Source organism: Brevibacillus sp. HB1.2, from assembly GCF_013332495.1.
GTDB classification, from domain to species: domain Bacteria; phylum Bacillota; class Bacilli; order Brevibacillales; family Brevibacillaceae; genus Brevibacillus; species Brevibacillus porteri.
The window spans coordinates 379,280-395,620 of the sequence record NZ_JABMIU010000004.1; the positions used below are offsets into that span (position 1 = coordinate 379,280).

Sequence of the window (16,341 nt, forward strand, 5' to 3'; positions counted from 1 at the left end):
TCCATGCTAAACCACCAAGAAGATCTGGAAAAAAAACACGCAGAGATGATGAACCTGGAAGCTGTAGAGCGTATCAAAAAACAGCAGGAGGCTGATCTGGTAGAAGCTATTTTCTTTGAAGATGATAGTGAAATCATGCTGCGTGACGGCAAAACCTACCGGATTCCGCCTGTGACCTTAAAAGACGCCCGCATCCTGATGAAAAAGCTGGGAACCGTCCATATCGACGCGATTATCCTAAATTTTCTCCCCTATGAAAACAAGGAAGAAGATTTATTCGATATCCTACTTCTAGGCTTTCGCAGCTACCCTATGGTCACTCGCGAGTACTTGGATGAACATTGTGATTTGGAGACGGCCAAAAAGCTTATTAACATTCTCATTGGTCTAAACGGCTTAAAAAAGTAGAGAGTGGCGAGGGTGACAGTTCCGCGATTCGCGATATGGAATCTGGTGAGCCACTTGATTGGGGCGATCTATTTTTTCATCTCCATAAAGACTGTGGTTTGAAAAAATGGGATATTTGGGAGTACACCCTTCCCCAAGTAGCAGAGTTAATGAAGAGAGTGAATAAATACATTCAATTTGAGGTAGAGACACGCATGGGTTTTCCTTTCCTGAGAAGAAAGGGAACGAATTCGGTCGACAGCTCTCCCCATGCATCTAGCTCGCAAGACTATCAGGAAATTTCCGAAGACGATATTGCCGTACTTGGCAAAGTGTTAGGTGGTCTATAACCCGTTTCTGTCTATTCTAAGACCAGAACGGGATTTTTCTTTTGAGGAAGGTGATATTCATGGAAACTCAACGCTTGACCGATGCCCTCCGCTCTGTAACGAATGCTGCACGGAGTTCTGTAGAGCAGTCGGCATCTCCATTTCGTGCCCAACAAGCTACCCCATTTTTTCAAGCAATGCATCAACAACTGTATGAATTGCGCCAGATGATACGCGACATTGAGTCGAAGCCGCTCAGCTTTTCTCGTAAGTACGAGTCTCAGCCCGTTTCCCATGCTGCTCCTACTTCCCGGCTATCCGTAAGTACAGGAGAAGTCATTTCTCCGTTCCGCTTTGCTACTTTTCCTGATGCTCCTGTTAAAAGAACGGAAAAGTCCTACGGCACAAGAAGCACCCGCCATTCACAAGCATGGGAAGAAGCTGCCGTAGATATGTTACGAAACATGATGAGTAACGGCCTTCACACGCTGATCACCTCGATGGATATCGAAAATTGGGAGTCAGCGAAATCTTTGAACCGTATGATTAAGAAGGCAGAGCGTAATTTTTTGTTCAAAGACACAAACATGATGGATTTGGCGCAGGCACGTGTTTCTGGACGAACGACGGATCAAAAACAAGTGGAAGAAGAAGCACTTGGTTTGCGCGAATACTTGCGATCGGGAGTCAAACAAGACCTGCGGGATATCGCGCTAACACATGCCGTCAGCCTTGAAGAAGTAACCAGAGCTTACTATACGTCTTCTCGCCAATCCAATGACCCGCATGTAACTGTAGCTGATATTCGGGAGAAAGCAGCTCTATTACCAGATGACCCTCTTGCTCCCCAAACCCAGATGCAATCCATCTGGCAAGCAGCATCCCTTGAAGCATTCGATCTTTTTAAAAATCAGCCCGGTAGCTTTCCCACGCTTTTGGTCCACTTGCTTCAGCGCATGAGAGAAAGCCAGAGCCAATTATCGCTCGCTGTGCGCCTGTTGAAAAATGCTGCGGATCAATACGGAGGAAAAGCTGCCTACGTCAAAGCTCAGCGCAATCTTCATGAAGGAAGTGAGCAGCGAAGACAAGAGCGTGTTACCGCCCTGCTTGGTCAATCCTCTTCACCCTTTACGCAAGAAGCACTGGAGATCCAATCCTGGCAATTGCAAAATCTGTCTTCCTATCAGGCTAGCCGCACTCGATTGATTCGCAACAGATTGGAACAGAAAAGGGTACAAGAGCTGTATCCGTACAATGACAAATTGTTAAAAGCACTGATTGCAGAAGAGAAAAAGCTGCTGAAACAGTTGCATCTGCTCTGGCTGAAGATGCGCGATGTAGAGCGTCAGGCACATTTGCTCACCAGCCGAATCCTTTTGGTCCAGCGCGCATTCGGTGGATTGCAAAACACGATTACCACCTTGATTCCTTCCGTCTCCTCGCTGGACGAGAGACTGCGTGCTCTATCTGATACGTCCGTTGCTACTGATGAGCAAATCCAGAACATGACCAGTGACTTAAAACAGCAGGAAAAACAGCTCCAGAAAACACGGGAAGCCTTGAAGGAATTGACAGAAGCACTGTCCACGGCTGTACCCAAACCTCCGAGTACCGTAGCGGGTCCTCAGGCTGCTTCCTCAGCTCCAGCCGCCAGCAGTTCATCCTCCACGTCTAGCAAACTCGCCCCTGTTGCTGCTGCTCTCCTTTTTGAGGAGTTCTCAGGTGATCTCAAGACGAAGATACGGGAAAAGCTCAAAAAGAAGGAGGACAAGAAAGAATCGGACGATACGGCGGACGATAAGGATGAGTCAAGCTCCACGCCGGATATCCCAACGAGAGGGAGCGCAGACAGAGATCCAACGCCTCCCAATAATAATCCAGGCCCAAGCGAACCACTATGGCGAAAAGGATTAAAAAAAGCCGGGACATTGCTAAAAGGTTTTGCTCTCGCACGCGTTGCCATGACAGCGGCAGAATTTTTGGATGGTTTAAACACAGATTGGCTGCAACCTATGTTTATGTCCGATACCCAGCAACAAAGCAGAGTGTTGGAAAATCAAAAAGGCCTCGTGGGCAAAATCACGAATATTGACAAAATGCCTCCTGGTTTAAAGCATCTTTTTTTTGTAGATACCGCCATTACAGGTATTTCAGATGGTTTGATCAACTTAATGGGTGGCACTACTCCTTCATTTGGCGATTACTATAACGCTTTCGAAGCTGCTTACAAATATGATGGCAAAGAACTCAAAGAAGAGTTAAATAAAACCTTCCAGCCAGACAGCAAGGAATCTCAACTCGAATTCGATAAATATAAAGCTGCGTACAAAAATAAAGAAGAAAAAGACAAGAACTCAATGCTTATAGATATCGATGACAGCGGCTCCAAGCTGGACAATACTCCAATTACTTCATGGGAAGAGGTCAAAACACTCGACCTTGGCAAAGAAGTGGTTGGTCATCACCTGGAAAGCCTCTCTCTAGAGGAAGGCAAGTTAAGATCCGAATTAGAGAGAACGCAGGCTACTCTTAAAAATCAAGGTAAATCCGATGATTCTCCAGAAATGCTGAAAGCTTATGATGATTACTACAGTGGTATTAATACGAAACGGAATGAACACTTAGCCTTTTTCGAAGAAGTATTCGCTAAAATCCCTAAGGGTACAGCTGCCTCTGACGTAGTAGACTCAGTAATCGCTGATATAAAGGCTTCTATCGCACAAAATAGCCTCGATAAAAACAACCATACCTCCGGCACAAAAATTAATTCCGTGAAGGACAAGCTGAGCTCTGAGCTGGAAAGTAAAGAACTTCAATATTCGATCGACAGAAACAAAGCAATCTTGGCAGGCCACAGCGCAAATTCTGAAGTAGTAAAGAAGCTTGATGAAGAATATTTACGCAGTATCAATGAGACTTTCGAAGCGACGAGTTCTGAATTGGATCGCCTTTTGTCCGGGAACCAAATGAATGAGACATTCAAGAAAGACATCGAGAACTTAAAAAAAGGCCTCGAAAAAGCCAAATACGACAATCTCGTATCTCTGCACATGTCCAAGCAGCCCACCAAAGGAACCTTCAACATGCCCGACGGCTTGCAGCCACTGACCTACTGGGGCATGCAAACGGCCAATGGAACACACAGCACCTACGACTTTACCTATGGCGGCGGCAGTAATGTGAACATTACGATCGACAAAATGAGCGGAACGGAAGCTGACCTACAGCGCATCGGCTCGACCGTCAGCGAAGCCGTTCGCAGTACACAAGCAAGCCTTTCCACCGAATTAAGCCAACAAGTCCGCTCCGGCATCGCCACGAGCTACACGAGATTGTAAGGAGGTACAACGATGACCCAACAATACGCCTTTGGCACTGCTAATCAGCGCTACAAAAAAAAGCTGTTCCTTGATACTGGCTTTGAGTTTATCGAAGTAAACGCCCGACTCATCGAGCCCTATTCTCCGCCAAGCCCCCAGCCTTCTTTGCGCGAAATCAAAATCATTAACGCTCCCTCGCACATCCACCACTCCGGTTTTAGCAGCTACCAGTGTTCATTGACCTTACTTTTTCCAGACAAGGAATCGTATAACCAATACTTGAGCTACGCAGGCTGGACCCACAAATTTTACGATGAAAAGGGAAGCATTTTTCTCGGAAGCGCAGAATCTATTACCCCCCAAGTCCTTGAGGCAGGACGGCGCTACAGCGTAACCGTCGATCTGATCCTCATCAAAAAAGACTCAATTGAGCGCGAATCACGCTTTCGGTTTCAAGATATTGAGGGACATTGGGCACAGAAAAACATTGAGGAAATGGCCGATCTCGGGCTCATCACGGTTATTACCCGAGATGGGAAGCCTGTCATTTACTTCCGCCCCAATGATTTTGTGACACGCGCCGAATTTATTGCCTTTTTAAATCGGACAAGGCGACTGGTAGAACGGATGATCCGGGAATAGCTGAGGCAGTTAAAACGTTTCTGTCTACTCTATATAGGAGGTGATGAAAATGATCAGCTGGGCTGATGTGAATGAAAAAGACTGGTTTTTTAATGAAGTAATGGAGGCCAGCAATTATTTGATGGCTGACGGAGAACCGTTCATTCAAGGGATTGCTTATGGCTCCTTTGAAAGCAATGCTCCTTACTTGTATGAGGAACAGAAGGGTTCCACTGGGCAAAAGGTATTTACACTCACTGCCAAATTGACACCGAGTGCAGATAACCCTCTCTTTGTCTATATTGACGGCACGCAAACCCTTTTCAAAGAAATTCGGCCGAATCAAACAGACCCGAACAAAACGGACATCGAGCTGTATTACGCTCCTTCTGCCAACTCGATTGTCGCTTTTTCCAGCTTCGGCAAGCCTGCCTTGGACCGTTTTGGCAAACCGATTCCCCCCAATTCCTCTTCCTTTGCTTACCCGAACAAACGCCTCGATAACGGAGACACCTATTTCTACAATCCGTTCAGTCGCCAATTCAATGAGTATTTGTACGCATATGGACGCTCCTTTAAGCGAATTGATGTGCCTGAAGAAGAATGGAAATCGACACCTGCCCAAGAGCTCGCCAAAAAATATATCGGACTCAAGCAAGACGTCTACATGGTTAGCCCTGCTCCCGGAGCCACGATTTATCTTCCCTACAATCTAAACGGCGTACAGTTGCGCTTCATCTACAACAGCTACGAAAGCGGCGCTCTGTTTATGCGAGGCGGATATTTTTCGGTGAAAAGCCCTGGCGTTTGGAGAAATGATCGCTTCTTTCCCAACGCCTACATTAATCGGGCAGAGGCTTTTCTGCTCATTGACCGGCTTCGGCGCTCTTTTTACCAACGCTTTACGGATTCACAGCCCCCCACACAGCGGCTAGATGAATCCCACACGGCATACGAAGGGCAACGTGTTTTCCGCCTAAACGGTACCTATCCCGCGGGTAAAAAGCTGCTTGCCGTCAAAGTAGATGGAAAAGTGGTGAATAGTTCCGACTATCAAGAATTTGATGATCATACGGTACTGTTCAACATGCCGCTTGAGGCGGGCAAAAACGTTCATTTCCTCTATGTCAAAGAGACGAGCACCCGCTTTGAAGATGTCGGGCGCGAAAAGTATATGTACAACAGCAACACCGGGGAAAAAATTGCGCTAAACGGCGGGATGACGGGCAGCAAGCCTTCATGGTGGGCACCATCCGTCCTTTCTATGGAAGACGAGCGATTTGGCAACGGTGATTACCTGGTCGAAGGCATTTCGATCAACAATTTCGCCGATGGAGCAGCTGTCGTTAACCATATGTACGAGGTATCGTCATCCAATGCGGAAGAGAAAGAAAAATGGTTCATGCCTTACTCGTTGCTCACCCGGGCACAGGCCGTCTCTTTTTTGAATCGCTTTCGAAAATGGTCCCTGGAACGGTTTAAATAGGAGGTGCTTTCATGCAAACGATGTCCAATGAGCTGCGCAGAATTCTCTCCGAAAGACTCAAACTAGGAGAATTATCGAAGCCCGCGTGCCGTGTCGAGATAGATCGACTCATCTTCGTGCCGGGCCGTACCGAAGAACTCGATTTCATTATGAGTGATCGGCGGGAAGAGAAAACATTGACCCGCACCATCATTCAAGATGGTTCAGGGGACGGGGGAACTGCTCTCTCCAAGATTCCCTTTGTCTTTCCTGTCGAGGGCAAAAGCATCCGAGATATTACCGCCTATATGGGCGACAATCGCAAGCACCAAGGGATCGATATTGCTTGTCCGGTCGGTACGCCTATCAAAGCTGCCTGGGCTGGCCAAGTAAAAAAAGTGACCGTGTCTGAAAAATATACGAGCTTTGGCTTTCGCGTAGAAATTCAGCATGCGGATGGCATGTGGACCCGTTACGCCCATATGAGCGAAATCCACGTCAAAACAGGGGATTATGTCACGCAAGGCACTATTATCGGAAAAAGCGGCAATACAGGAGACGTCCGCTCTGCAGGTGTTACGAACATGGGCACCTATGACGATCCCAATTCCCCCCGCTCCAAAGGAAGAGGAGCTCATCTGCACTTTGAAGTCTGGAACGGACAAGCCGTCATCGATCCGTTTCCTTATATGAATGGCTCGAAGCATCTGTTCGCTGCCTCTTCCAATAACGGCGCAGGAGTCACAACCGATGCCACCTATGTTGGAACGCCAGGAGCAACTCTTTTTGACGAACGGTTTACCAATAATACGTGGCACACAAAATCTGTCTACAAAGTAGACGAGCTGACCAAAAAACTATCCATGATCGAGAGAAGCTCGACTGAGCATAGCAACCTCACCTTTACCTTTGATCCCAAAGGGTACAAGACCGTCTTCCCATCCCCTACCGTTACGACAGGTATGAATCTCAAGCTGACCTCCGTTCACCCCGGCATTTTTAGCATGGGATTCTCTACCAACTTCGGTGAAGGTGCCGGCGAGCTGCGCGTTTTTTTCAATGGAAAAATGCAAGTCAAGGTCATCAAATTCTCCGGGACAGAAAACGTAGAGATTCGTGATATCCCCTTTCCCAATGGAGAAATGGAAATCCGTATCGAGCTGTTCTGGAACGGGAAACAGGTCAATCGTTTTTCCCTCCAATACATTCAGATCAAGGAATTGCAAGGGCGACCTGATCTCTACGGGAACAAAGACAAAGTGGACCCGACTGTGCAGCAGGAGTTTTTTGAGGAAAGGGAAATTACGAGCACCTTCATGCCTGGTCAGCCGCGAAAAGTATCGCTCCAGGTCGGAAAGTTCGTCTATATGGACACCCTTACCCTCGACAATATTAACCACATCGAAATGGACGACCAATATGAAATGGAATCATGTGAGGCACGCATCACAATCTCAAACCCTGGCGGCTACTACAGTCCGGACTATAATCCGTTTTACTTTCCCGAAACCTACAAGGAAACGCCTTGGTCTTATTTTGTGAATGGATTCCATGTCGGTGTTCTCTCCGAAAATACTCCTGTCCGGATCTACATGGGTTATGGTCTGAATTTGATGCGGGTATTTACAGGGCTGATCGACAAGCTCGATCTGAATGGCGAGGAATCGACCATGACCATTTACTGCCGCGATATGTACAAGAAGATTTTGAACAAGGTCATTACCGAAGACAAGCAGTATCCCTCAGACGTCGGGCATTCTGCCGCACATGATACTAACGTTTTTTCCTCAATGGCTCGCCGGGACAAAATCATCTCGATAGCCAAAAAGCAGGCCAAGCAGCAGGGCCCAGAGCTCGATTATAAATTTCTGCTAGCCATTGCAGAGCACGAAACCAAAATGGGGACGCTGGGGAAAGGTCTTCCTCCAGGAGACTTCATTCTCGGATATGGATGCTATACCGGAGAAAAATGTGACCCGCAATACCAAGGGCTCGAACGACAGCTCTATCGCGGAGCCGTCCGCTATCGGGAAGCCATGGCGAGCAAAGGCTGGCGCTTTCAATCTGTCGACGATGTCAAATATTTTTGGCAAGGAGGCGACAAGGGCGCTTATCAATGGGCGAGCGATACGAACTGGTATAACAGCGTGTGGCAAATCTATCAAAAATTCCGCTCAAGCACGGAGTTTGATGCGATTCCAGAGTGGGAGAGTACCGCACCTGTCCCAACCGAACCAACTGCCAAAGCTGCCTACCTCAAATCCGCCATCGTACAAGACTTGATCGCTTATGCAGGAATGTACGGCTGGCGCAGTAATCCGCAAGACATTTTCTACCCCTATGCCATTGTACAAGAGACGAGCTATACCCACGTGACGCAGGCGACAGGCAAAGTTTTCAAAGCTGTACCGGATAAAGAAGGCGAATTCGTTGAAGTCGATCCCGAATCCACTTTGACCCCAAAAGGTTGGAAAAATCCTTTTGTTGAGCCACCCGGACGCAAATTCGAATCGTATCAATACAAAGTCGGAGAAGCCATCGCGGAAATTATGAAAGAGACGCCTTTCCGTTCCTATTGCGACCGTTACGGTACGTATCGCCTGGAAGAGATTGATATGAATCGGCCGATTGTGGCTACTTTTACAGAGCATGACAATTTGATCACGATTCATAAGACCATCGATTTTTCACGTGGCAAAAGCCATCTTGTCATTTTGGATGAAGAAAATAAGGTTGGTCATTTCGTAGACACGGAAATTTTGATGGAGCTGAAGGGCGAGGTACGTACAGGCGTTAGATCCGTTCCTTTTGCCAAAACCGACGAGCTGAAGAGGCTGGCTGCCCAGCGAACGTTTTTTGATTTGAAACGCTTGTGCCGTACGCTGCAAATTTCCATTCCCGGCAACCCTGCCTTGGATGTCCTCGATCGCATTTACATTATCGACTCCAATACAACCACCCGCGAAGCGTATACCATCAAAGGAATCCGCACGATGTTTGATGCGCAGAACGGCTATATGCAAATCCTCGATTTATTTTGGAGCAACAACGAGGGGGCGATTGTGTAATGGCCGGGATTGCCAATGATTATTTAATTTACCCGATCCTCGATCTGATCCGTGATGAAGTGCACCGTACTACGACAGTCGCGGCAGACCCGTTCGCAGAGGAACCCTCTGTTCGTCTGATCCGAGAGCATCCTCTCGATCCGGAAAAGGTCACGGGTGCCAAGCTATTCTACGAGTCTGGCTACATGCTGGACATCTCCCTCACGTTTGGCTCTACTGACACTACCACCTTCCCCCTTGAAGTCGATCAGCTCCATCCAGACTGGGAGTACTATTCTCTTTGGCGCTTGACCTCAGTAACCACTGCGGGATACGCACCTGACGGAAAAACGGTAGGATCTTACCTGATCCGTCTACTCTATGATACGAGGGGCCTCTTAACTGGCACCGATGTCCTTCGTATAGAGAAAGAGAGGTGAGTACTAGTGGGCTTCTCCGTTGCTTATTCGGGCGGGGGCGTAATCGACAAGGTACGAGAGCTCCCCTACCCACACTTTTCCAAATTTACCGAGCCCTTCATTCGCGGACGCATGATTGATGTGACCGCGTCCAAGCAAGTCTTTTCCGATACCTATGCCCTTCCCTATCCGACAGAATTTTTATCTGTGGCGTTTGCTACCAATAATTATTGCGTCGGCGATTACTGGGAGCTGAGTCTGGACGGCGTGAAGGTCTGTGAAACGATTTATACCAAAGAGCTTCCGGAGTCCGTCTCGATGGGAAATAGCTTTGGGATCGTCTATCCGTTGAAGCCAAATGCGCAGATCCGCTTTGACTTTCACAACATTTCAGGTACGGAAAAGAAAGTTTGGTACAATGTGAAATTTTTACGCAAGAAACTGTAAAGGAGGCGTATGAATGCCTAGTAAACAAGTAGCTTGGATCGAGGGCGAGGTCACAGCCGATTTGCTCATCAACAAGCTGGCTGATGAAATCGTCAACGCAAAAATCCCGGATACGAAGAACCGATGGGAAAAGGTGTTTGAAGTTAATGAAGACAAGTGGGTTACGTTTAAGAAGACGACTGTTGCGGATACGCAAGGGACGTACAAGCATACGGATGGGAAGAGTTATCCGGTTTATGTGTTGCCGGATGTGCGGGAGTTGAGAGCCTCAAATTCAGGAATTCCGCTCGTTGATGAAGATGGTTATGTCTATGAAACTCTCAACAATACCAATACAAGGTCCGGTAAAAAAATCCAGGTGAAGGAATTTGTCTATAAGGATGCTGAAGGCAACGATATGACTCTTTCTGTTCCAGGACTACTGGTGGTTAATATCGATGATGCTGATCCTACTAACACTGTCGGTAAGAAATGCTATGTACTCCTTCAAGGTAAATACGAGCTTGATGGGGTTACTTTTACACCCGGTGTCGAATGGAACGAGTACAAGATCATGACACAATTGCCTTCCGATTGGAACGACCTACTTTCAAAAACGAAATGGACTACCTATTATTCGGGAGGTTACACCACTTACGTTAGTGCCCCACTATACAAATTCGGAATGGTCAAATACATTGCCAACCCCGTCCATCACTACGACCGCACTGTCGTCCTAAAAGCCGTTCCTGACGTACCTTCGGGCCAAACGCCTAACGATTATTTCGTCATGCTGAAGCATCCTATCCAGCAATACAACTACTTGGATGTGTCGTATGGCAAAGGCTTCACAGGCAAAAATCCGGTTGGAAACTCTGCCGATACCTACCTACTAGCCTGCGATAATAGTAACGTTATTCCCGGTAAAGTACCTGTCGTCATCGATCAAAAACAGGCTGAACTCCAGTACAACAAATGGAATGATCCCGATGATACCGACAAATACACTCCACCTCACGAAGCATGGGCACTCGATTACGATGACAAAGTAGAAATCAAAAGCCCTTCCTCCCACTTTTTCTATGGTGCCGACTCTGTCGTCTCCTGGGTACCAAACAAGAAGCGTCGCCCAGACTACTGGGTCGAATACAATCTCTCCATCAGTAATGATCGTGTAGCAATCGTAATTGAGGGTGACCCTTCACCTGATATGGATGCCTACTACAGCAGCTTTGCTTATATCGGAAAAACCATTCCTTTTGCTGACTATGACCACAAAGGTAATTTTGGAATTACTGTCGGCATGGGTGATTTGACAAAGGAAAAATCAGGCTTCCTTCCAGCCGACATCAAGCAGGACACCAATCCTAACTATTCGGGCTGGGGACGCTATACCTCCAACGGCATGTACTCCTTCTCCATGCTGCAAACCCGAAGCTCCGTCTACTTCCAGGCGTACTACCCCGCCTTCATTACTCAGCTCCCCAAATACGATGGAGTGGGCACGCTCCCTCCTGAGCTGTCCAAGATGGTACTCGAAGCAAACGGCTTCCAAAGCTCGAAATGGACGAAGAAATATCATGCATCACCGATCTATCTGGTACACCAGTTCGAAGGCTATCGGGGCTACCTCGACAGTGTCGTAGCAATCGAGGACCATAATCTGATCAACAAGGACGAGCTCGTCGTAGATACAGAGGAACTAAAAGATCCGAAAAACCCCGCTGCCGGAACTTGGACAGAGGTATACAAGTTCTTCCGAATCAATACCCCTGTCAACTTCTTCAAGTACTCCCCCAACCCTACGGATTGCACCATCGCCATCTTAAAAGAAGTATATTAAAGGAGGAATTTCACATGGCCAATTTTAAATACATTGAAAAAATCACCACTTCTAAAGAGCTTCTGGATACGATTAAATCTGAATTCGAACAACTTACTAACTATACCTTTAACCCAGCTGCCGGAGAGACACAAGAAAAATCAACCTGGACAGTCATGACCGATCTCACCAAAAAAGATACCGCTTCTGGCAAAACCTCCGAGCTGGTCCTAAAGGGTAGCTCCAACATCAACAACGTGTCCAAAGATTTTTATGTCAAATTCGTCAATCCAGGCTTCACCACCCCAAAGGAACACAGCTCCTTGACGGTTCAAGTATTGGCAGACTACAATTCCACAGCCAAAACCTTCGCGACAGAAGGACATCCAGTCAATTTCGAATGGGCTGACGAGAAATTCGTCGTGAATGGCAAACCGACAGATCGTACGATTGATAAACCTGTCTACCTGTACATGAATGTGATGAACAATCGCCTTTCACTCGTAGCTGTTGGTGATCCGGCTGTTCACTTTGAAGATTATCGTAAGAGCTTCCTGTACGTAGGCGCACTCAAGCCATTCAAGTACAACATGGATGACGTAGTTGGAAACATCATGCTGACAGCCGGAGCTGTCGCTACTGAGCCTGCTGCTCCGATCGCCCCACACGATTATGGTCAATACACTTCTTTTGGCAACAACACCTTGCAAATGCTGGCGACAAAATCGGGCATTCGCTTCCAAAAGCACTACCCTGCCTTCATTACCCAAGCTCCACAGCCGGGCAAGGCATATTCCGATAGCAAGCTCGGCGACACCGGACTTCTTTTAGAGCCTCAAGGCTTTAACGCATCTGCTTGGACACGCCGTTACCATTTGAGCCCGATTTATGTCGTGCACGGATATGATGGATACCGCGGCAGCTTGGATGCATGCATTGCTGTTTCGAAAAACAACATTCTCCACTTGGATGAATTGATCATTGATGTCGATCCGAGCGACACGACTAAGAAACACAAACAGGAAGTTTACCGCTATTTCGACCACAATACCGAGCAGAATTTCATGAACTACTCCGCCAACGTAAAAATGGGGGTCGCATTCCTGAAGGAAGTTCGCTACTAAAAGAAGTCCCTCTAAAACCGTATAGCTAGCAAAAGGGGGAAACTAGAACGCATCTCTGGTGTTCCCCCTTCTTTTTGGGAGGTGAACCATTTGACCGGGATTTCTTCTCTAGCAGCCTATCAATTCAGACTTGCAGACCACTACGCTTCTATTCGCAACTATATAGGAAAAGTAACTTTCACGACTTCGCCCTCCCGTAAGTATTCCTTCGTCTATATTCCCTACGGACAAAGTGCCAGTATGGTCATGCTGGATTATTTGCTCGCGAATCGGAAATCATTTGCTGCTGATCTTCAAGACTCTTTGCAGGATATGATCCGAAATGATACCAGCATGGCCAATCCCATGGAACTGGTCGTGGTATCCGATCGCTCGCCGCTTAAAGAAAGCTTGTTTCAGGACGATGCCTTGGATGCTGACCGGATCATCAAGCAGCCATTACAAGTTATTCGTCGCGTTCATTTATCAGATCGGATCAAAACAGCAGGAATGGCAAAGCTCAATCCAGCCCAAATGTCCGTGCGCGTAAATAAGGATGAGCTGTATATTGATTTGCCACCAGCTGGAGCGAACCGTACCTTTTCCGCAGAAGCTGATCTTATGAAAGATCATTACAAGGCAACACGGACTGAGCGATTCGCCGGGAAAAAGATAGATGAATGGTTCACGGGAGAGCGTACTTCCACGTTTGATTTATTCGTCAACACGGAAAGAAGCTTAGCTGAGCGGAAGTTTTGGGCGTTGCTCTTTTTGCAGTTAGAAAGAGAATACGCGACTAGATCGATTGCTCACAACCTCACTGTTGAAAACGCTATTCCCCTATCCATCCGCGACAATAAACATGCCATGTTTACGGATTGGTCCCGTTCCATTGGCGAACGTCAATTTGCCTTCCAGATGACCCGACACTTCGTGCAAGCCTTTCACCGGATTAAAACAAAGTCGACGAAGGTACTTCGCGACATTGACTGGGCTTATCTCAAAGCCCGTCAGTATGACTCCTTGCTGCACTTCCTTCACCGTGCAAGCAGGATCGCTACGCAAGATTTAGCTATCCATACGGCTTCCACAGGCTTCCGAACCATACACCAAGGTGGTTCTATTTTACAGAAGCACGACTGGGGTTATCGCGATTTCACGCGCCTTCTCTCCCTTGATTCCTTTTCACCAACAGCTTTCCGTCCGTACCAAGATGATTTGTTCATCATTAGCTCTCAACTCCATGCTTTTCGTCCCTATCAATCACCAGGCACACTCATGACACAATATACAATCGGTAATCGAGACGCAGCTTCGGACTTAGCTATTTTCATGTCACAACTTACTGGCACACGTTCGATTCAAACAGACGCATCGATCCTGAGCTATCTCGAACAAGCTTTTCGACGCAACAGTCCTCAACTGTTTATCCCCAATCCTCTCATCCATTCTCAGCGCGAAAAAGCCAGTAAGCTCTGGATTCCCCAGCACTTCGAACTTGGAAAGAAACATCTTTCTCGCCCCACTTCGATTATCAGGGATGACGTTCGCGCAGATCGCCAGCTCACACATGCTACTCATCTTTGGGAAAAGGAACGCGCCATCGATCTTAGCGGGGGCAAAGCACCTAAGCCATCTTTTTATCAGGATGAGGATGACATTTTCGCCCTCTTGGAAAATGTACGCCCAAGTCTCCTGGCTGAAGATATGGTCTTCGCGACCATCTTACGGTTACTGCCCGCTCATCTTTTGGAGGATATCCTCGCCTCTAAAGAATTTCCTTCCCACCTGATGGACGACATGATTTTTGCCTCCCGCCTTACAGACGGTCAAAGCATTTTGGAAGCACTCATGGAATGGGCACTGACCAACAAGACTTTCGAGGCTTATGTGGATGAAGAATTTTTGGAGGGTGTGCGTACGCGGGTTCAGGCATTGATCGAATCCGAAGTCATCTTCAGTAAGACGTTGCAAGAAAAGGCAGGGATTCTTTCCTTTGAGACATGGGAGTCCACCCGCCCGAACGAGGTTATCTCGCATCTTGAAGAGGACAGAGTTTTATGGAAACGGGAAGTTTTACTCTCTTCCACGGTCGCAGAAGAAGGGATCGCAAGCCAATTAGAAGCGGCTCCTGCATCTATAGCAGAAACACTCGTTGGCGAAGATGTATTCCGTCCAGCCGAGCTGCAAATTGAGCATCCTTTTGGTTACATGGAACCCGATCCGTCCGTTTTGTTTGACGAGCATACTGCCCGTAAATCCGCTCACGCCAGCGATCTTGACGAATTGCCGGTCACCGCACTGCTGCGCAGCAGAATCACGGAATTGTGCAGCGGCTATCTCTTCGCTACCTCCCCGCATGAACGAGCCAGTTACCTCGTCGATTTATACGATGTGGCAGAAAAAAGCGCCCGCGATGGAGAACTGCAAGACGATGAATGGCGAAAGTATGCCAAGCTCGCGTTGGAACAAACGGTATTGCATGAGCAACTAATTGCCTATCAACCGGAAGCAGCAGCTCATTTGATCGAATCCATCCTCAGCTACAAGCAACCAGATCAAGCTGTTATGAACGCGGATTGGATAGCCAACAACCAAGAGCGTGCTACCTCACTTCTCACCCAAATCATGGGTAAAAAAGAACTCGCAGATGCCGTCATCCTGGAATACTTCGCTGGCCAATTGGATCGCGGAAAAGGTTATATCGAACAACCATTGATTTCGGTCCGCGACTACAAGAATGCCTGGGCAGATCGTATAGAAGAAATAGGACAAGGTTTGGTCTACGACTACTCCAACGATGTACTCGAAGCTGAACACGATCCCGAGCATTGGTCAGGTGGTTTTTCTGTTCCAGAAGCATACGATCCCCACGATCCATTCAATGCGTACTACCCATGGACGACAGATAGGAACGCACTCGCGATGGGGCAAGACAACTGGACTCGTTTTGGTTCTGGTACATGGGAGCATAATCGCGACCAAGGCACATTTACCCACACAAAAGGCTCCAGTGGCATGAGCGGCTACATTCGAAATGACTTTACCTATACAGACTATCAGTTTGAGGTCGATTTCAAAGTCGATGAGCCCGCAGATGGAGACAGCGCTGGTATCGTGTTCAAATATCACAACGACCAGAACTACTGGATGTTCGTCGTCAGTGATGGAAGCGCCAGCGGAATGCCGCGACCCATGCAGCTTTTTAAAGTAGAGAATGGCAGCTCAACCATGTACTCTACCCCGATGAACCCGTTTGCCTGGGAAAAAGAGAAATGGTATACGCTGCGTGTTTGGGTAACGGGTAACCGCATCCGCGTCTGGGTAGATCATAACCTGCAATACGACTTTACCGATTAGAGGTGATCATTTTGGGTCATACGTTTGGCATTTTTTCTAAAT

10 protein-coding genes are annotated in these 16,341 nt (G+C 47.5%); all 10 read left to right on the plus strand.

Annotated elements, in window-relative coordinates:
- Positions 1–3 precede the first annotated feature (3 nt).
- The 10 genes from HPY28_RS13310 to HPY28_RS13355 all read left to right on the plus strand — a co-directional run bounded on the left by HPY28_RS13310 (position 4) and on the right by HPY28_RS13355 (position 16,299).
- Positions 4–408, plus strand: coding sequence for a hypothetical protein (locus HPY28_RS13310; protein ID WP_174230725.1), 405 nt, complete (start codon positions 4–6; stop codon positions 406–408).
- Between the two features lie 388 nt (positions 409–796).
- Positions 797–4,054: a hypothetical protein gene (locus tag HPY28_RS13315; RefSeq protein ID WP_174230726.1), complete on the plus strand. Its 3,258-nt coding sequence runs from the start codon at positions 797–799 to the stop codon at positions 4,052–4,054.
- Between the two features lie 12 nt (positions 4,055–4,066).
- Entirely contained in the window at positions 4,067–4,678 is a 612-nt protein-coding gene (locus HPY28_RS13320; protein ID WP_017249754.1) for an S-layer homology domain-containing protein, read from the plus strand.
- Between the two features lie 49 nt (positions 4,679–4,727).
- The gene (locus HPY28_RS13325) at positions 4,728–6,143 is read left to right on the plus strand and encodes a hypothetical protein (protein ID WP_174230727.1); all 1,416 of its coding nucleotides are present in this window, start codon (positions 4,728–4,730) and stop codon (positions 6,141–6,143) included.
- Positions 6,144–6,154: 11 nt separating this feature from the next.
- Positions 6,155–9,190 (plus strand): M23 family metallopeptidase, encoded by a 3,036-nt coding sequence (locus HPY28_RS13330; RefSeq protein WP_017249752.1) that lies wholly within the window; start codon positions 6,155–6,157, stop codon positions 9,188–9,190.
- Positions 9,190–9,609 (plus strand): hypothetical protein, encoded by a 420-nt coding sequence (locus HPY28_RS13335; RefSeq protein ID WP_017249751.1) that lies wholly within the window; start codon positions 9,190–9,192, stop codon positions 9,607–9,609. Before HPY28_RS13330 ends, HPY28_RS13335 begins: the two co-directional genes overlap by 1 nt.
- 6 nt (positions 9,610–9,615) lie before the next feature.
- Complete coding sequence (locus tag HPY28_RS13340; protein ID WP_017249750.1) at positions 9,616–10,035, plus strand: hypothetical protein; 420 nt, start codon at positions 9,616–9,618, stop codon at positions 10,033–10,035.
- A gap of 13 nt (positions 10,036–10,048) precedes the next feature.
- Positions 10,049–11,857, plus strand: a complete 1,809-nt coding sequence (locus tag HPY28_RS13345; protein WP_174230728.1) for a hypothetical protein — start codon at positions 10,049–10,051, stop codon at positions 11,855–11,857.
- 14 nt (positions 11,858–11,871) lie between these two features.
- Positions 11,872–12,960 (plus strand): hypothetical protein, encoded by a 1,089-nt coding sequence (locus tag HPY28_RS13350; RefSeq protein ID WP_174230729.1) that lies wholly within the window; start codon positions 11,872–11,874, stop codon positions 12,958–12,960.
- Between the two features lie 81 nt (positions 12,961–13,041).
- Complete coding sequence (locus tag HPY28_RS13355; protein WP_371813471.1) at positions 13,042–16,299, plus strand: 3-keto-alpha-glucoside-1,2-lyase-like domain-containing protein; 3,258 nt, start codon at positions 13,042–13,044, stop codon at positions 16,297–16,299.
- Positions 16,300–16,341 lie beyond the last annotated feature (42 nt).

Bases quoted from the DNA above. Each gene is read 5' to 3' on its own strand.
- HPY28_RS13310 (WP_174230725.1), top strand. From the start codon at position 4: ATGCTAAACCACCAAGAAGATCTGGAAAAAAAACACGCAGAGATGATG.
- HPY28_RS13330 (WP_017249752.1), top strand. From the start codon at position 6,155: ATGCAAACGATGTCCAATGAGCTGCGCAGAATTCTCTCCGAAAGACTC.
- HPY28_RS13350 (WP_174230729.1), top strand. From the start codon at position 11,872: ATGGCCAATTTTAAATACATTGAAAAAATCACCACTTCTAAAGAGCTT.
- HPY28_RS13315 (WP_174230726.1), top strand. From the start codon at position 797: ATGGAAACTCAACGCTTGACCGATGCCCTCCGCTCTGTAACGAATGCT.
- HPY28_RS13320 (WP_017249754.1), top strand. From the start codon at position 4,067: ATGACCCAACAATACGCCTTTGGCACTGCTAATCAGCGCTACAAAAAA.
- HPY28_RS13345 (WP_174230728.1), top strand. From the start codon at position 10,049: ATGCCTAGTAAACAAGTAGCTTGGATCGAGGGCGAGGTCACAGCCGAT.
- HPY28_RS13335 (WP_017249751.1), top strand. From the start codon at position 9,190: ATGGCCGGGATTGCCAATGATTATTTAATTTACCCGATCCTCGATCTG.
- HPY28_RS13325 (WP_174230727.1), top strand. From the start codon at position 4,728: ATGATCAGCTGGGCTGATGTGAATGAAAAAGACTGGTTTTTTAATGAA.